General features: G+C 71.9%; 11 protein-coding genes and 1 pseudogene. 3 read left to right on the forward strand and 9 right to left on the reverse strand.

Going from position 1 to position 17,160, the window contains the following annotated elements; translation table 11 throughout:
• Positions 1 to 2: 2 nt before the first annotated feature.
• Positions 3 to 614: a pyridoxamine 5'-phosphate oxidase family protein gene (locus FVA80_RS06735; protein WP_147907865.1), complete on the forward strand. Its 612-nt coding sequence runs from the start codon at positions 3 to 5 to the stop codon at positions 612 to 614.
• Positions 615 to 705: 91 nt separating this feature from the next.
• Here the strand turns inward: FVA80_RS06735 and FVA80_RS06740 are convergent, their stop codons facing one another.
• The 3 genes and pseudogenes from FVA80_RS06740 to FVA80_RS06750 all read right to left on the reverse strand — a co-directional run bounded on the left by FVA80_RS06740 (position 706) and on the right by FVA80_RS06750 (position 7,534).
• Positions 706 to 1,620, reverse strand: coding sequence for a transglutaminase family protein (locus FVA80_RS06740; protein WP_147907845.1), 915 nt, complete (start codon positions 1,618 to 1,620; stop codon positions 706 to 708).
• 55 nt (positions 1,621 to 1,675) lie between these two features.
• Positions 1,676 to 4,227, reverse strand: a pseudogene (locus FVA80_RS06745) (circularly permuted type 2 ATP-grasp protein).
• Positions 4,228 to 4,240: 13 nt separating this feature from the next.
• Complete coding sequence (locus FVA80_RS06750) at positions 4,241 to 7,534, reverse strand: transglutaminase family protein (protein ID WP_147907844.1); 3,294 nt, start codon at positions 7,532 to 7,534, stop codon at positions 4,241 to 4,243.
• A 225-nt stretch (positions 7,535 to 7,759) separates the two neighbouring features.
• Between FVA80_RS06750 and FVA80_RS06755 the strand changes: the two genes are divergently transcribed.
• Positions 7,760 to 8,944 (forward strand): putative zinc-binding peptidase, encoded by a 1,185-nt coding sequence (locus FVA80_RS06755; RefSeq protein WP_147907843.1) that lies wholly within the window; start codon positions 7,760 to 7,762, stop codon positions 8,942 to 8,944.
• Between the two features lie 80 nt (positions 8,945 to 9,024).
• Here FVA80_RS06755 and FVA80_RS06760 read toward each other — a convergent pair whose 3' ends face one another.
• Positions 9,025 to 9,480, reverse strand: a complete 456-nt coding sequence (locus tag FVA80_RS06760; protein WP_147907842.1) for a hypothetical protein — start codon at positions 9,478 to 9,480, stop codon at positions 9,025 to 9,027.
• A gap of 96 nt (positions 9,481 to 9,576) precedes the next feature.
• Positions 9,577 to 10,056, reverse strand: a complete 480-nt coding sequence (gene mntR, locus FVA80_RS06765) for a manganese-binding transcriptional regulator MntR (protein ID WP_147907841.1) — start codon at positions 10,054 to 10,056, stop codon at positions 9,577 to 9,579.
• A gap of 171 nt (positions 10,057 to 10,227) precedes the next feature.
• Between mntR and FVA80_RS06770 the strand changes: the two genes are divergently transcribed.
• Entirely contained in the window at positions 10,228 to 11,610 is a 1,383-nt protein-coding gene (locus FVA80_RS06770) for an Nramp family divalent metal transporter (RefSeq protein WP_147907840.1), read from the forward strand.
• A gap of 381 nt (positions 11,611 to 11,991) precedes the next feature.
• Here the strand turns inward: FVA80_RS06770 and FVA80_RS06780 are convergent, their stop codons facing one another.
• The 4 genes from FVA80_RS06780 to FVA80_RS06795 all read right to left on the reverse strand — a co-directional run bounded on the left by FVA80_RS06780 (position 11,992) and on the right by FVA80_RS06795 (position 16,675).
• Complete coding sequence (locus FVA80_RS06780; RefSeq protein ID WP_147907839.1) at positions 11,992 to 13,680, reverse strand: thiamine pyrophosphate-binding protein; 1,689 nt, start codon at positions 13,678 to 13,680, stop codon at positions 11,992 to 11,994.
• Between the two features lie 146 nt (positions 13,681 to 13,826).
• Positions 13,827 to 15,029 carry an NAD(P)/FAD-dependent oxidoreductase gene (locus FVA80_RS06785; protein ID WP_147907838.1) on the reverse strand — a complete coding sequence of 401 codons (1,203 nt, stop codon included), beginning with the start codon at positions 15,027 to 15,029 and terminating at the stop codon, positions 13,827 to 13,829.
• Between the two features lie 282 nt (positions 15,030 to 15,311).
• The gene (locus FVA80_RS06790) at positions 15,312 to 15,656 is read right to left on the reverse strand and encodes an MliC family protein (RefSeq protein ID WP_147907837.1); all 345 of its coding nucleotides are present in this window, start codon (positions 15,654 to 15,656) and stop codon (positions 15,312 to 15,314) included.
• 134 nt (positions 15,657 to 15,790) lie between these two features.
• A complete protein-coding gene (locus FVA80_RS06795) occupies positions 15,791 to 16,675 on the reverse strand; it encodes a LysR substrate-binding domain-containing protein (protein ID WP_147907836.1) in 885 nt (294 codons plus the stop codon).
• Between the last annotated feature and the right edge of the window lie 485 nt (positions 16,676 to 17,160).

The following is a 17,160-nucleotide window of genomic DNA, read 5'->3' on the forward strand; positions in this document are numbered from 1 at the left end:
CGATGATCGTCGACAGCATCGCGGCGCTGGAGGCGATCTACGCGCCGTCCCTGGCGCCCGCCTCCGTGGCCAAGGTCACGGCGGCGATCACGCCGGACTACGCGGCGCTGATCGCCGCCGCGCCGTTCGCAGTGCTGGCGACGAGCGGTCCCGAGGGGCTCGATTGCAGCCCCCGGGGCGACCGGCCGGGCTTCGTGCGGGTGGCCGGCCCGCGCACGCTGATCCTGCCCGACCGGCGCGGCAACAACCGGATCGATTCCCTGCGCAACGTCGTGCGCGATCCCCGGGTGGCGCTGCTGTTCCTGATCCCGGGCTCGGGCACGACCTTCCGGGTGAACGGCACGGCGGTGATCTCGGCCGACCCGGATCTCCTGGATTCGTTCCGCGTGGACGGGCACGCGCCGCGCACGGCCCTCGTGATCACGGTCGAGGCGGCGTATTTCCAATGCGCCCGGGCGATCATCCGCGCCCGGCTTTGGGAGCCCGACGCCCGGGTCGATCCGGCGGACCTGCCGAGCCCCGGGGCGATCCTGGCCGCGCTCACCGCGGGGGAGGTCGGAGGCCAGGTCTACGACGCGGAATGGCCGGGACGGGCCGCCAAGACGATGTGGTGACGCGGCGTTCGATTTTCTGGATCCGCCTGTAGAGTGCGTGCATTACGGGCGCATGCCGTCCATCGGATCGGCCCGTGCCGCTCGCCTCCACTCACCCCACCAGGGCGAGACCCGGCTGGGAAAAATCCTGCATCTCGGTCTCGGGGATCACATCGACCTCGACCTTCAGGCGCTGCTTGCCCGAGCCGCTGACGATGCCGTCCACCGGCGCCACGTCGCCGTAGTCGCGGCCTCGAGCCACCACGATGTGGTCGTCCCGCACCGCCACGCCGTTGGTCGGGTCGAGGCCGAGCCAGCCGTCGCCGCACCAGACCGCCACCCAGGCGTGGCTCGCATCCGCGCCGCGCAGGCGCGGCCGGCCCGGCGGCGGCACGGTCCGCAGGTAGCCGCTGACATAGGCGGCCGGCAGCCCCATGCCGCGCAGGCCCGCGATCATCACGTGGGCGAAATCCTGGCAGACCCCGGCCCGGAGCGCGAAGGATTCGGCGAGCGGCGTGCGCACAGTCGTGGCCTTGGCGTCGAACCGGAAGTCGGCGCGGATGCGCAGCATCAGGTCGTAGGCCGTCCCATAGGCGCTGCGGCCGGGCACGAAGCTGGCGCGGGCGTAGTCGGTGACATCGGGGACGAGGGGGACCCGGCCGCTCGGGAACAGGAAATGGACCGGCGCCCGGCCGCGGAGGTCGCACCCGGCCGCCACGGCGTCGCGGACCCGCTCCCAGGGCTGGCCGGCCTCGGGCTCCGGCGGGACGCGGCGCTCGACCCGCACGGTGGACAGCGCCTCGACGCTGAAGGTGGTGTGGGGCGTATCGAGCGTGATCGCCACGGCCTCGATCCCGAAATAGTCGCGCCGCATCACCGCGGTGGTGGGGCTCGGATCGATGGTCACGGCGCTCGCCAGCACGCTCTGGCCCTCGCCGTCCTGCGGCTTGAGCCGCAGGGCGCAGCGGGCGAAGCGCACCGGCTTGCCGTAGCGGTAGGTGGTGCGGTGGCGCAGCGTGTAGATCATCGCGACGACCGCGCGCCGCGGGCCGTCCTCAAGGCGGCTTCAGGGGCGCACATCATCAAGCCAGGCCTGTCAGCTTTTCCGGGCGCAGCGCGTTCGGCCCGGCCGGAAAGTAGCGCACCGCGATGCCGTCGGCGAGGCGTTCGAGGTCGGTCTCCAGGGCCGTCAGGCGCACGGCGTCGAAATCGGCGGCCTCGCCGCTGCGCAGTTCCGCCAGGATCCGGGAGGCGATGCGGCGATGCGGCTCCGGGATGCCGTCGGCCGACAGGGCCGGCAGGTCGTCGAGGTGCCGGGCGATCGCCTCGGCCTGGAAGGCGATGGAACGCGGGTTGTAGGGGTCGAGCAACACCATGTCGCGGACCGGGTCGAGGGCCGCGCCCTGCATGTAGCGCCGGCCGTAGCTGATCTGCGAGTCGCTGAGCGATAGCATCACCCCGAGGCAGCCCGGGGTCGCCTCGTCGTTGGCGAAGGACAGCGCGAAGGTGCAGGTGTTGACCGCCCGCTCGACGCGCCGGCCGAGCTCGACGAAGTGCCAGCCCTCCGCCCGGCTCATGTTCTCGTGGGTGAGCCCGGACAGGGCGGCGAGCTGGCTCAGCGCCCGCTCGGCCCGCCCGGCGAGCTGCGACTCGGTGAAGGCCCGCTCGGTGTCCAGCGACACGATCTCGATCAGGTCGGCCAGCACCCGCCAGGCCTCGCCGGAGAGGCGGGCGCGGAGCGCGCGGCGTTGCGCCGGGCCGAGACGATGTGGGCGCGGGCCGAGCCGGAGCGCTCGCGCCCGGTCAGCGCCTCCTGGGCGAGCCGGGCCGTGGGCAGGTCGGTGGCGCCGGTGGCGCCCCATTCGTAGAGCAGCGCCCGCGGATGGCCAGGGCGGCCGGCGTGTCGAGGGCCCCGGAGATGTCGGCCCCGACGGCGTCGCCGACGCTGCGCAGGTGCGCCAGGACCAGCCGGATCACCGCTTCGGCGCGCTCGAGGTAGCGGCCGAACCAGAACAGGCCGTCGGCGGCACGCGACGGCAGGTGGCCGCCGACCCGGCGCACCCGCGGGGCCGCGTGGGAGCCGATCAGCGGCGCCTCGACCGGGCTCTCGGACAGCACCCACAGGTCGGCCGAGCGGATGCCCAGCCGCATCTCGATCGGGTCGACGTCCTCGCGCTCCGAGACCCGGCAGAAGCCGCCCGGCATGACCTGCCAGCCCGCGGGGGTCCGGGCCGCGAAGACGCGCACCACGAAGGGGCGGGGCACCAGGTAGAGGCCGTTGTCGCCACGCTCCCAGCCCGGCATGGTCGAGAGCGGCGCGGCCTCCTGGGCGACGTAGTCGAACGGCCGGTCGCGCAGGGCCGCCACCACACCGGGCCCGCTCGGCCGCCAGGGCCTGGGGCGCCAGGATCGCGTCGCGGCCGGCCCCGCGCTGGGGCGTGGCGGCCGGGCGCAGGGTCAGGTTGTCGAGGTTGGCCTGGGCGTGGGCCAGGCCTTCGAGGTCGCCGCACCACCAGGCCCGGGGATGCCCGAGCCGCAGCGGCGCGCCCAGCAGCCGGCGGGCGATGCCGTCGAGATACGGGGCGAGCGCCGCGGATTCGACCAGCCCGGAGCCCGGCATGTTGGCCATCACCAGGGAGCCGTTGCGCAGGGCCTCGATCACTCCGGGCACGCCCAGGCGCGAGGCCGGGTTCAGTTCGAGGGGATCGAGATAGTCGGCATCGATCCGCCGCCACAGGGCGTCGGCCCGCTTCAGGCCCGAGACGGTGCGCACGTGCAGGGCGCCGTCGCGCATGACGAGGTCGTCGCCCTCGACCAGCATCAGGCCGAGATACCGGGCCAACGCCGCCTGCTCGACATAGGTGCTGCTGTAGGGCCCCGAGGTCAGCAGGCAGATGCGCGGGTCGGAGCGCTCGGCCCCGAGCGCCAGCCCCTCGCGGAAGGCCTGGAAGAAGGCCGGCAGGCGCTCGACGTGGAGGTCCTGGAAGAAGTCCGGGAAGGTCCGGGCCAGGACCATGCGGTTCTCCAGCGCCCAGCCGAGGCCCGAGGGGGCCTGCGTCCGGTCGGCCAGGACCTGCCAGCGCCCGTCCGGTCCCCGGCCGATATCGGCGGCGTAGAGCTTCAGGTAGTGCCCCCCCGGGGGTGCGACCCCGTGAAGGGGGTGGAGGAATTCGGGCGTCCCGGCCACGATCGCGGCGGGCAGCAGCCCGTCGGCGACCAGGCGGCCCTCGCCGTAGCAATCGGCAAGGATCGCCTCCATCAGCTCCGCGCGCTGGACGATCCCGGCGCTGAGGTCGCGCCACTCGGCGGCCTCGACCACCAGGGGCAGGCAGTCGAGCGGCCAGGGATGCTCGCGCTGGTCGCCGGAGATCCGGAACGAGATGCCGGCATCCCGGATGTGCCGCTCCGCCGAGACGAAGCGGGCCAGGATCTCCGGCTCGGTGAGCGCCCCGAGATGGTCGAGCAGGCGCGGCCACGCCCCCCGGGGGGCGCCGTCGCCGCCCAGGAACTCGTCGGGACGGCCGGAGACGGGCCGATAACCCGCGGTCCAGCGCGCGACGCGCTCCCGCGGGCTTTCGCGCACGTTCTCGCCCGCCTCGGTCCGGGCGGCGCCGGCCGCGAGCGCCGCCTCCATCACCGGGCTCCGGTCATGTCGGGGCCGGCATGCGCAGGTCGAGGGTCAGCGGGAACTCGGCGTTCGTCTCCGCGCGGGGCATCTCGACCCGGCCCGGCGTGTGACCGAGGGGCTCGAAGCGGGCGAGGCGGCGCCCCTCCGCCTCGTAGGCGTTGACCGGGTGGGTCTCGTAGTTCCGTCCGCCCGGGTGGGCGACGTGGTAGCGGCAGCCGCCGAGCGAACGTCCGCTCCAGACGTCGAGGATGTCGAAGGTCAGCGGCGAGTGGGCCGGGATCGTGGGGTGCAGCGAGGAGGCCGGCTGCCACGCCTTGAAGCGCAGGCCCGCCACGGCCTCGCCGCCACGGCCGGTGCCGGTCATGGGCAGCCGGCGCCCGTTGCAGGCGATGACGTGCCGCTCGGGCACGAACCCCTCGACCTTGACCTGAAGCCGCTCGACCGAGCTGTCGACGAAGCGCACGGTGCCCCCGCTGGTCCCTTCCTCGCCCATCACGTGCCAGGGCTCCAGCGCCTGGCGCAGTTCCATTCGGACCCCGCCCTGCTCCACCACGCCGAAGACGGGGAAGCGGAACTGGGCCTGCGCCTCGAACGCGACCGGGTCGAAAGCGTAGCCCGCCGCCCGCAGATCCTCCAGCACCCCGAGGAAGTCGGCCCAGAGGAAATGCGGCAGCATGAAGCGATCGTGGAGGTTCGTGCCCCAGCGGACACAACCCCCGGTCTGCGGCTCGCGCCACAGCCACGCCACCAGGGCCCGCAGCAGCAATTGCTGCGCGAGGCTCATGCGGGCGTCCGGCGGCATCTCGAAGGCCCGGAACTCCAGCAGGCCGAGACGCCCGGTCGGACCGTCCGGCGAGTACAGCTTGTCGATGCAGATCTCGGCCCGGTGGGTGTTGCCGGTGACGTCCACCAGGATGTTGCGGAACACCCGGTCGACCAGCCAGCGCGGGATGTTGGGCGCGTCGGCGGCCGGGATCTGGGCCAGCGCGATCTCCAGCTCGTAGAGCCCGTCATGGCGGGCCTCGTCCATGCGCGGGGCCTGGCTGGTCGGGCCGATGTAGAGGCCGGAGAACAGGTACGAGAGCGCCGGGTGGCGCTGCCAGTAGAGCACCAGGCTCTTCAGCAGGTCGGGCCGGCGCAGGAACGGCGAATCGTCCGGCGTGACGCCGCCCATGACCACGTGGTTGCCGCCGCCGGTGCCGGTGTGGCGCCCGTCGACCATGAATTTCTCCGCGCCGAGCCGGGTCTGCCGGGCTTCGGCGTAGAGGTCGGTGGTGATCGCCACCGCCTCGCGCCAGGACGCGGCCGGGTGGACGTTGACCTCGATCACGCCGGGATCGGGGGTGACCTTGATCAGGCCGATGCGCGCATCGTAGGGCGGCTCGTAGCCCTCGACATGGATCGGCAGCGCCAGCTCGGCGGCAGCCGCCTCGAGGTGGGCGGCGAGCTCGAGATACTCGTCGGCCCGCTGGGTCGGCGGCATGAACACGCGCACGATTCCGTCCCGGGGCTCGATCGCCAGCGCGGTGCGGACCGCGACGCCGGTGATGCCGGCCCCGTTGACCACCGTCGCGGCCTTGGGATCGTCGGGGAGCGGCCCGCGGGGCTCCAGCGGGTCCTGCGGCTGGTAGTAGGGATAGTGCTCGGGCGGCACGTAGGGCAGGGACGACAGGGGCAGGCGGAAGCCGAGGGGCGAATCACCCGGCACCAGGAAGGCCTGGCCCCGGCGGAACGCCCACTTCTCCGAGATCCAGACCCGGTCGGAATCGCCGTCCTTGCCGGTGGGCAGGCTCGCGAGCGGCAGGACGTAGCCCGCCGGCTCCCCGAGGCCGCGGGCGTAGACGCGCCGGATCCGGGCGTCGAACTCCACGGAGCCGGACTTGGCGGCGGCCGGCGTGACGTTGACCGGCAGGTCCGCCGCCTTCTTCTCCCAGAGCTCGCCGTCCTCGAAGGTCGGGAACACGTAGTCGGACAGCCCGAGCCGGCGGGCCAGCGCGTCGGCCAGCGCCTTGGCCTGCGCGATGGTGGCGGTACCGTGTGAATCTTGGCCTTCCGCCCCTTCGCCCACCTCGGGGGCGATCAGGGCCGGGTCGGTCCAGATCGGCTTGCCGTCCTTGCGCCAGTAGAGCGCGAAGGCCCAGCGCGGCAGGCTCTCGCCCGGGTACCACTTGCCCTGGCCGTAATGCAGCAGCCCGCCCGGGCCGAACCGGTCGCGCAGGCGCCGGATCAGCGTGTCGGCCATCCGCCGCTTGGTCGGGCCGACCGCGGCGATGTTCCATTCCGGCGCCTCGAAATCGTCCACCGACACGAAGGTCGGCTCGCCGCCCATGGTCAGACGGACGTCCTGGGCCACGAGGTCGGCGTCGACCCGCTCACCCAGCGCGTCCATGGCCGACCAGACCGTCTCGGAATACGGCTTGGTGATCCGCGGCGTCTCGGCGACTCGGGTGATCCGCATCTCGAAGCCGAACTCGGTCTTGGCCGGCTCGGCCGCACCCGAGATCGGCGCCGCCGAGCGGTAATGCGGGGTCGCGGCGAGTGGGATGTGGCCCTCGCCGGTGAGCAGCCCGGAGGTCGCGTCCATGCCGATCCAGCCGGCGCCCGGCAGGTAGACCTCGGCCCAGGCGTGCAGGTCGGTGAAGTCCGCCGACGCGCCGGCGGGGCCGTCGACCGCGGTGGTGTCGGGCACGAGCTGGATCAGGTAGCCGGAGACGAAGCGCGCCGCGAGCCCGATCCGGCGCAGCACCTGCACGAGCAGCCAGGCCGAATCGCGGCACGACCCGCTCTTGAGCCGCAGCGTCTCGGCCGGCGTCTGCACGCCCGGCTCCAGGCGCACGCCGTAGGCGATCTCGCGGGCGATCAGGCCGTTGAGCGCCACTAGGAACAGCACCGTGCTGGGCTCCTCGGGGAGCCGCGCGAGCAGCGCCTCGATCTCAGGCCCGTCCGCGTCCACGGGCATCAGGTAGGGCGCCAGCTCCTCCGACAGGTCCGGCTCGTACGCGAAGGTCCGAGCCTGCGCGTAATCCTCCACGAAGAAGTCGAACGGGTTGATCACCGCCATCTCGGCGGTGAGGTCGACCTCGATCTTCAGTTCGTCGGTCTTCTCCGGGAAGACCAGGCGGGCGAGCCAGTTGCCGCTCGGATCCTGCTGCCAGTTCAGGAAGTGGTTGGCGGGCGTCACCGTCAGCGCGTAGGCCGGAACCTTGGTGCGCGCGTGCGGAGCCGGGCGCAGGCGCACCACCTGGGGACCGAGGCTGATCGGCCGGTCGTAGCGGTAATGCGTGACGTGGTGCAGGGCGGCTTTGATCGACACGATGGCTCCGTCTGAAGGATCGAATGCGGTCTCGTAGCCGGCACCGGGCGCCGCGGCGGGTCGATCGCCGAGCCCACCGCGCGGTTATGTGCCAAGGACGGGGTCACAAGCAATTTTCGTGCGGTGCCCTCTGCGTCCGCGGAGCGCCGCCGACCTTGGCCGGAACTTTGCCGGTCGCGCTCATTTGATCGAAAAGTGGGCCGGTTGCCGGCCCGGGACCACGCGATGAAGCTCTTCCAGTGCCAGGCCTGCGACCAGCCGGTCACCTTCGAGGCGACCGCCTGCGAGAGCTGCGCGCGCCGGCTGGGCTATGTCTGCGCGGCGCACGAGGTCTCGGCCCTGGAGCCCATGGGCCTCTCGGCCCATCCGGCCATGGGCGGCGCCCAGACCTTCCACGCCTATGCGGGTTCCGGACGGCGCTACCGCTACTGCAGCAACGCCTCGTCGGGGGCCTGCAACTGGCTGGTGCCGGAGGACGAATCCGAGATCTTCTGCACCGCCTGCCGGCACAACCGAGTGGTGCCGGACCTGTCGCAATCCTGGAACCTCGCCCGCTGGCGCCAGATCGAGGCGGCCAAGCGCCGGCTGTTCTACTCGCTGCTGCGCCTCGAACTGCCGCTGGCGACCCGGGCCCAGTACACCGACGGGCTGGCCTTCGACTTCCTGGTCGATCCGTCGGAGAGCTTCTCGTACGGGCCGCCGGTGCTCACGGGCCACATCAACGGCCTGATCACCATGAACATCGCCGAGGCCGACGACGTCGAGCGCGAGCGGCGCCGGATCCTGTTCGGGGAGCATTACCGCACCCTGCTCGGCCATTTCCGGCACGAGATCGGGCATTACTTCTGGTACCTGCTGGTCATGAACGGGCCGACCATGGGCGCCTTCCGGGGGTTGTTCGGCGACGAGAACCTGAACTACGTCCGGGCCCTGCAGGACCACTACGCCCACGGCGCCCCGGCCGAGTGGGAGGATTCCTACGTCTCGGCCTACGCCACCGCCCATCCGTGGGAGGATTTCGCCGAGACCTTCGCGCATTACCTGCACATCGTCGACACGGTGGAGACCGCCTCGACCTTCGAGCTGCACGTGCGCCCGCGCCTGCGCAACGCCACGACGGCACCCACGGTGATCGATTTCGACCCCTACGACACCCACGACCTCGACCGGCTGATCGAGGCGTGGCTGCCGCTGACCTACGCGATCAACTCCCTGTCCCACAGCATGGGCCAGCCGGCGCTCTACCCGTTCAAGCTGACCCCCACGGTGATCGCCAAGCTCGCCTTCGTGCACGAGCGGATCTACGCCTCCCGCTCCGGCACCCTGCCGGATCCCGGCGAGGCCGGGGCCGAGATGCTGCGGGCGGTGATCCTGGGGTTGCGCCAGAAGGTGGCGGCGCCGACCGTGTGATGCGTTCGGCGGCCTGTCAGGGCCGTGGGCGCGGAATCGGCTTCAGGGTCATGAACCGGCACGTCCGGGACGAATCGGCCTCATCGACCTGCCAGACGGTTCTGACCTGTGGATCCGCGCCGGGACGGGCGGCGAGAGGGCCCTCGAAAGACGGCTCGATGGCCCGATAGGAATCCGCGCACATCCGGACGTCGGCCGTGATCGAACGGCGCATCGATCAGGGCGTCCGGATCACCCGGCGTGAATCCGCATGCGGCGAGGAAGCGACACTTCGCGGCCCCGTCCCGGTGGCTCGGATTGAGCAGGTCTGCGGTGACCACGACCAGGGCGGCGAGGAAGCGGGACGGCCAACCGTCCGGATCGGTCACCCGACCACCCGCTCGACCGACCGCCCGCTCGACCGACCACACGCCGCCGGCCTCGACCGTCGCCGGCGTGTCGAATGGCTCCGTGAACTCGACCTCGAAGGCCTCGCCGTCGGCATAATCGGCCACGACGCTGCCGGTCGTGCCCGCCCGGGACCGGCACGTCGTCATCGCCCGAGACCGCCCGCAGGACGCGGCCGAGTTTGCCGGCCGGCGGTAGCGACGCACACGATACGCCGTCCCGCACGCTATGCGCCCGGTCGCCGATCAGATCTCCTCCCGCCCCTCCACGAAGGCGCGGAACGCCGCCAGGGTCTCGGCGCTGACGTGGTGCTCGATCCCCTCGGCATCCCGCCGGGCGGTCTCGGGGCTGACCCCGAGGGTGCACAGGAAGCGCTCGACGATGCGGTGGCGCTCGCGCGCCTGGGCGGCCAGCCGGCGGCCAGCCTCGGTGAGGAACACGCCGCGATAGGGCCGCTGCTGGACGAAGCCGTCCTCGCACAGCCGCTTGAGCATCTTGGCGACGGTCGGCTGGGCCACGCCGAGGCGGGCGGCGATGTCGACCTGGCGCGCCTCGCCGCCGTCACCGATCAGGTCGTCGATCAGTTCGACGTAATCCTCGACGAGTTCGGAGCGCCGGGCCTCGCGGGCCTGGCGGAAGCTCTCCACGTGCCGCTCGGGATCGACCAGCGCGGTCTCGGGCAGGCCCTGGGTTTCGGAGGCACGCGGCTCGGACGGTTCCTGCATCGGCTCTCCCTCTCGCCGCCCCCCGGCGCCGCCCGACCCTTGTTAGCAAAATCCGCCCCGGGGAGGGGAGTCCCGCGACGCGGTTGCGGGCCTGTCTTAAATGCCCCCTTGAAACACGCGGCCGATCCCTTGAATATAGCCCAAGCTATATTTTTGAGAGAAGGGTGAGGCATGGCAACGCCGGATGCGGCGACGGTCCCGGGGGGCCAGATGCCCGAGGGACGTACGCCGACGGGAACGGTACCTCCGGCACCGGCGGGCCCTGCGCTCGGCAGGATGAGCCGGCGCACGGAGCAGGCGATCCGCGACACGCTCGACGGGCGGCCGGGCGGCCGCGGCCGGTTCCTGCTGTTCGTGGGCCCCGCCGTGACGGCGTCGATCGCCTACATGGACCCCGGCAACTTCGCGACCAACATCCAGGCCGGCGCCCGCTACGGCTACGGCCTGCTCTGGGTGGTGCTGCTCGCCAACATCACCGCGATGCTGTTCCAGGCGCTCTCGGCCAAGCTCGGGATCGTCACGGGCAAGAACCTCGCGGAGCATTGCCGCGACGCGACGCCGTTGCCGGTGCGGCTCGGCCTGTGGGGCATCAGCGAGGTCGCCGCCATGGCCACCGACCTCGCCGAGTTCCTGGGCGGCGCGATCGGGCTGTCGCTGCTCACCGGCATGCCGCTGATGGCCGGCATGGCGGTCACCGCGATCGTCACCTACGCGATCCTGCTGCTGGAGCAGGAGGGTTTTAGGCCGCTGGAGATCGCGATCGGCGTGATGGTCGGCACGATCGGCCTCTGCTACGCGGTCGAGCTCGCTATCGCCCCGGTGGACTGGGCCGACGCCGCCAAGGGTCTCGTCACCCCGCGGATCCCCGACGCGCAGGCGCTGACCATCGCGGTCGGGATCATCGGCGCCACCGTGATGCCGCACGCCCTGTTCCTGCATTCGGGCCTGACCCAGGGGAGGGGCAGCCCCCGCAACGACGCCGACCGGCGCCTGCTCGTGCGCTTCTCGAACCGCGAGGTGGTGGTGGCGCTGCTGCTGGCGGGCCTCGTCAACATGGCGATGGTGATCATGGCGGCCGCCGCCTTCCATGCCGGCCACAGCGAGGTCGCCGAGATCGACCAGGCCTACCGCACCCTGACCCCCCTGCTCGGGCCGGCGGCCGGGGCCGCCTTCCTGGTGTCGTTGCTGGCCTCCGGGATCTCCTCCTCGGTGGTGGGCACGCTCGCCGGCCAGATGGTGATGCAGGGCTTCACCGGCTGGCACATCCCGCTCATCGTCCGCCGGCTGGTGACCATGCTGCCGGCCTTCGTCGTGGTGGCGATCGGCGTCGACCCGACCCGGGCCCTGGTGCTGTCCCAGGTGGTGCTGTCGCTCGCCCTGCCGGTGCCGATGGTGGCTCTGGTGGTGTTCACCCGCCGCCGCAGCGTGATGGGCGCCTTCGCCAACGGCCCCCTGACCCAGGCCGCCGCCATGGCCGGCGCGGCCCTGGTGCTCGGCCTCAACATGGTGCTGCTGGCCGCCGCCTTCGGGGTGCCGATCCCGGGGCTGGAGTAGAGCCCACCGGGCCCCTTGCCCTGCCCTCAAGACTTGTCCGTCCCGTTGGAGGGGCCTGCCCTCAACGCCATGGGTTGAGCAGCGTCACGCCGGTCGCGGCGAAATCGGCGCTGTTGCGGGTGACGATCGTCAGGTCGTGAGCGAGGCCCGGTCGCCGCGATCCGAGCATCGTGCTCGCGCCTGCGATCGGGGACGTGAAGTTGGGCGCAGCGCGATCGCGGTATCGATCGGCAGGATGGGGCCGGCGAAGGCCGGCATGCGCATGCCGGACCTCGCATGTCGGTCCAGACAGTCATTGGAGGCCCGGCAAGCGCCGTCAATCGGCTGCCGGGCCCTCGGACTCCGCCCGTGTTCGGGGTCGATGCCCCCGGGCGCCCCCGGTCAGCTCGCCCGGACCACCACCTCCACGAGGTTGGCGCCCCCTGACCGGATCCCGGCCTCGATCGCCGGGGCGATGTCGGCGGCCCGGGTCACCCGCCGCGACGGCACCCCCATGGAGGTGGCCAGCGCCAGGTAGTCGACGCGCGGGTCGGTGAGATCCATGGCGATGAAGCGGTTGGCGCGCACCGAGGCGTAGTGCGCCTGCCCCTTCATGAAGTTTTTCAGGATGTTGTACTCGGCGTTGTTGATCACCACGAAGGTGACCGGCAGCTTTTCGTGCGCGGCCGTCCAGAGTGCCTGGGGCGAGTACATGGCCGCCCCGTCGCCCACGACGCAGACCACGGGGGCGCGGTCGATGCCGAGGGAAAAACCGACCGCGGCCGGCATGCCCCAGCCGAGCACGCCGCCGCGCATCGCGGCGTATTGGTGGACGGAGTTGCTGTTCAGGAACGTGCGCAGGTGGGTCAGGGTCGCGGGCGCCTCGTCGATGATCGTGGTCTGCGCCCCCACGGCCCGGGCCACCTCGCGGGCGGCGACCAGGGGGGCGATCACCGGATCGTCGAAGGCGGCGTCCGCCGAGGCGGCGAGTTGCGCCCGGCGCTCGGCCCGGGCCGTCGTCGCCGCCGCGCGCAACTCCGCGAAGGCGCCGGTCCGGTCGGCCACGCGCGGCGCCAGCAGCGGCAGCAGCGCGTTCAGGGAGGCCTGGATGTCGCCCACCGTGGACAGGCTGGTGGCGTAGGTGCGCCCGAGGTCGCGGACATCCGCGGAGAGCTGGAACACCTGCGTCCCCGGCGGCACCGCCGAGACCTCCGAGTACAGGATGGTGATCAGCGACTTGCCGCCGAGCGCGAAGACCGCGTCATAGCGCCCGAGGAGCTCGGCGATGGCGTCGGCCCGGGTCGGCAGGTTGCCGGCCCAGAGCGGGTGGGCGGTGGGGAACGGGATGTGGGCCGGCCAGGACGAGCCGTAGACCGGCGCGGCCAGCAGGTCGGCGAGCGCCACCATCTGGGCGGAGGCGTCCGAGGCGTCGATCTCGTCGCCGGCGATCAGCGCCAGGCGGCCGGGCGCGATGGCGGCAAGTTTCTCGGCCAGGCGATCGAGGGAGCCCGCCACCGCCCGCTGGTCGATGGTCGAGGTCTCGCCCGCCGGGGTCGTGGTCATCGCCTCCATGACGTCCATCGGCAGGGACAGGAAGACCGGACCGGACGGGGCGGCGCCGCAATCGTGGAAGGCCCGGCGCAGGAGCACGGGGATCTGGTCCGGGCTCGTGACCTCGCGCGCCCACTTCACCACCGGGTCGGCGATGGCGACGAGGTCGCCCATCAGCAGCGGGTCGGACAGGGCGTGGCGCAGGTCCTGCTGCCCGGCCGTCACCACGAGCGGCGTGCCGCTGACCTGGGCGTTCCACAGCGCACCCATGCCGTGGCCGAGGCCGCCGGCGGTGTGCAGGTTGAGGAAGGCGGGCCGGCGCGCGCCCTGCGCGTAGCCGTCGGCCATCGCCACCGCGGTCGCCTCCTGCAGGGCCAGGATATAGCCGATGTCCTGCGCCTCGGTGAGCGCGTCGATCAGCGGCAATTCGGTGGTGCCGGGATTGCCGAAGATGTAGCGCACGCCCTCCGAGCGCAGCACATCCAGCAGCAGGTCGGCGCCCCTCCGGCTCCCGGCGGCGTCCACGGTCTCGATCGGCATGCGCAAACCTCCTCCGCCCCCCGGCGGAATCAGCGCGACGCTACCCCATGGCCGCGCCGCGACGAAGACCTGCGGCGCGGGATCTGGTTTCCAAAGGGCGAGCCCTTCGGCGGGTTGTCAGAGTGGTGCCCCGACGACGCCGAACGTTACAGCCCCATCGGCAGCAACCCGGGTGCCAAGGCCGCGGCGGCCCGCGGCCCATCCTTGACCAGGCGAATCGCCGTGCGGGCGACGCGGTTGCGCAGGCGCCGGGCCCGCCAGAGCGCGCCCGTCTCCACGGCGAGGCCGCGGGCGTAGACGCTGGCGCGCAGGCTGCGGGCGTCGCAGGCCTGCTTGACCGGGTCGGCGTAGAAGCCGGCGATCTTGTCCCGGCCCATGCCGGGGGTGGCGAGCCAGGCCGGCACGTGGACCCGCGCGAGCTGGTCGGCATCGGTCAGCAGCTTGCCGATCCCGGTACCCGGGATCGGGCAGGCGGTCTGGAAGGCGTCGCCGATCAGCACCAGCCCGTCGCGCTCCACCCCGTCGGCCCGGGCGAGGTCGATCGGCCGGACTTCGAGGGGGCCGGACACCGACAGGTCCGGGCAGTGCCGCGCGAGGCGGGGCATCATCGCCCGCAGGACCGCCTCCGGGTCCCGGCGCAGGGCCGCGACCCACGGCTCGCCGGGATCGCGGTAGCAGAACAGGTTGGCCCGCATCACGTCCCCGATCGGGAACAGGGTCAGGTAGGCGTCGCGGCCGCCGAACCCCTCGGAGAAGTAGGTCATGGCCGGGAACGGGAAGGCGGCCCGGGGCGCCGCCATGTCGAAGCCGACCGCCAGCGAGTGACGCGGGCTCAGCGCCCGCTTGGTGATGCCGGCCTTGGCCAGCAGCGCCTGCCCGAGCCCGGTGGCGAGCACGACCAGGCGCGCCTCGATCCGGCGGCCGTCGCTCAGGGAGAGCATCTGGCGATCCGGCCCGAGGTCGAAATCGGCGACCCGGCCGGGGGTCAGCAGCCCCTCCGGCAGGGCGGCCCGGGCGGCCCCGACCAGCACCGGATAATGCGCGCCCCATTCGCGGGAGGCCTCCCGGTAGGCGAGGCGGCCGTAGCGCACCACCGCGACCTCCTCGGTCGCCGTCGTGCAGGCGGCGAGCGCCCGGCCGAAGCCGAGGCCCTCGAACAGCGCCATCTGGTCGGCCCCGAATTTCTCCGCCCGGAAGTCGCGGCGTGCCTCACCGCGCTCGGCCTGGGCGTCGATCAGCGTGACCCGGGTCCCGGCGCGGGCGAGCGCCCCGGCGAGGCAACTCCCGGCCAGCCCGGCCCCCACCACGGCCACGTCGCAGGTTTCCACCGCGCTGCCCATTGCTGTCATCTGAAAGTCGTCCTGCGGCCGCGCCAGAACCTGAACGCGCGAAAACGCATGAATGATAGCGATCGGGAACCCTGTAAAGCACGTACGTAATTTTTCGCGACCCCGGAAACATACGTTTACGCTGCCGCGCAGGCTCCGGCGGCATGCTCATCTTCTGATTGAACTGCTGCATCTTAGCGGATCTACCGCCCGGCCCGGATCTTCCTCGGCTCGATAGCGGCGCCCGCTCCGGTTGGGTTTTGACTTGCTGAGCGTTCCTTGCTGAGCGTTCCTTGCCGGGCGCTACTTGCCGGAGCGGACTTCCGTGCAGGTGAGAGGGGGCTTGCCCGCCTCCGTCCAGGTGACGGTGCGCCCCTTGCCGCGCAGCTCATGGCTCGCGTCTCCGTACTGGATCCCATCCGCGTGCGGCTCGACCGGCAAGGTGACCGACGGGCCGGCGGGCGGGTGAACGACGGCCGGCGCGTTCAGGTCGGCGGTGTCGAACTCGACCGTGAGCGTCCGCCCCGCGGGACACGCGAACGCGACCCTGCTCATCGCGGACGATGCGGCGTGCGCCTGTTCCACCGCACCCGGAAATCCCATGGCGAGAAGGAGGGCGATGCCGCCCCGGGAGAGCAAACGGTTCACGGTACCTCCTGCTGTGCTGATCCCGGCACCGCTCCGATGTGCGGGACATCGGAGAATCGGCCTTCGAAGACCGGGCGCGCAACCTACCGCGATTTCGCCGATCACATCAGGATCGATGGACTCGGGACGACGCTTCAGCCCCGCAGCTGCGCCACGAAGGCGCGCATGAACGGCGGCAGGCCGTCGAGGTCGCGCAGGCACAGGGTCAGGTCGCGGCGGGCCCACGGATCGGAGAGCGGCACCACCGCGATGGCGAGGCCCTGGGCCGCCCGGGCGGCGGCGCTCTCGGGGAGCACCGCGAGCCCGACCCGGGCCTGGACCAGGCGGCAGACGGCATCGAAGCCGCGCAACTGCACCCGCAGACGCATCGGCCGCCCCTCCCGCACTGCCTGGGCGACCAGGAACCGGCTGATGGCGCTGCGCCGGTCGAGGCCGACCAGGTCGTGGCCGAGCACCTCCACGAAGGGGATGTCGGCCCGCGCCGCCAGGGGATGGTCCCGGGCCGCCACCAGCACGAACCGGTCCTCCCGGAACGGGAAGGTCTGGAGCGAGCCGGTATCGACCGTGCCGGACAGGATGCCGAGATCGGCCGCGCCCTCGGCCACCAGCCCGACGATCTCCTCGGAGGTGCGCTCGTCGATCTCGACGCCGATCCCGGGATGGCCGGCCAGGAAGGCCGAGAGCGCGTCGGGCAGGAACTCGGTCAGCGCGTTGGTGTTGGCGAGCACCCGGATCTGCCCGGCCGCGCCGCCGGAGAACACCGCCATCTCCTCGCGCAGGCGCTCGACGCCGGCCAGGATCTCCCTTGCATGGGCCAGGAGCGTGCGCCCCGCCGGGGTCGGGCTGACGCCCTGCCGTCCTCGGGTGAGGAGCGCGGCGCCCAGCGAATCCTCCATGATCCGGATCCGCGTCGAGGCGGCCGCCAGGGCGAGGTTCGCCCGCGCCGCCCCGTGGGTGATCGAGCCGGCCTCGACCACGTGCCGGAACAAGCCGAGGTCGGTGAGATCGAACCGCATCATCGCCGAAGGCCCCTCTCAGCAGCGGCACCACCGGGCGCCTTGGTCCCGCAGCGACGGCGCGGGACGGTAGCGTCGCCCGGCACGCGTGTCAGCGACCGCCGGAGGCCGCGTCGCCCGAAGCCGCGTCGGCAACCGGAGCGGCGCAACGGGGGATCGGACACCGCAGAATCAACACAGGCACCGGATCGACATTTTCGTCGGTCGATATCATTTGTAATCGCACTACTCATTCTGAAATATTATGTTCTCGATCCATAAAAGACTGCGTCAATCCAACCTCAATCTGATATTTACTGACGCATATCAAGTTATAATCCAAGAGCACGAGGGCGAAATCATTTACCCCCCTTTAACGTGCACTATTCCAAATGTATCGCATCACCGCCGAGACTTCCCCGATCGCGGACGGCACCGTCACCCGCGATCGTCACCGGATCGGATCATGACCGCTTCCAGCCCTCCGGATCCGACGTCGGAGACCCGCG

The organism is Methylobacterium sp. WL1 (assembly GCF_008000895.1).
Taxonomy (GTDB): domain Bacteria; phylum Pseudomonadota; class Alphaproteobacteria; order Rhizobiales; family Beijerinckiaceae; genus Methylobacterium.

Coding starts and splice junctions, on each gene's coding strand:
- FVA80_RS06735 (WP_147907865.1), top strand. CDS start 3: ATGATCGTCGACAGCATCGCGGCGCTGGAGGCGATCTACGCGCCGTCC.
- FVA80_RS06740 (WP_147907845.1), bottom strand. CDS start 1,620: ATGATCTACACGCTGCGCCACCGCACCACCTACCGCTACGGCAAGCCG.
- FVA80_RS06755 (WP_147907843.1), top strand. CDS start 7,760: ATGAAGCTCTTCCAGTGCCAGGCCTGCGACCAGCCGGTCACCTTCGAG.
- FVA80_RS06760 (WP_147907842.1), bottom strand. CDS start 9,480: ATGACGACGTGCCGGTCCCGGGCGGGCACGACCGGCAGCGTCGTGGCC.
- mntR (WP_147907841.1), bottom strand. CDS start 10,056: ATGCAGGAACCGTCCGAGCCGCGTGCCTCCGAAACCCAGGGCCTGCCC.
- FVA80_RS06770 (WP_147907840.1), top strand. CDS start 10,228: ATGGCAACGCCGGATGCGGCGACGGTCCCGGGGGGCCAGATGCCCGAG.
- FVA80_RS06780 (WP_147907839.1), bottom strand. CDS start 13,680: ATGCCGATCGAGACCGTGGACGCCGCCGGGAGCCGGAGGGGCGCCGAC.
- FVA80_RS06785 (WP_147907838.1), bottom strand. CDS start 15,029: ATGACAGCAATGGGCAGCGCGGTGGAAACCTGCGACGTGGCCGTGGTG.
- FVA80_RS06795 (WP_147907836.1), bottom strand. CDS start 16,675: ATGATGCGGTTCGATCTCACCGACCTCGGCTTGTTCCGGCACGTGGTC.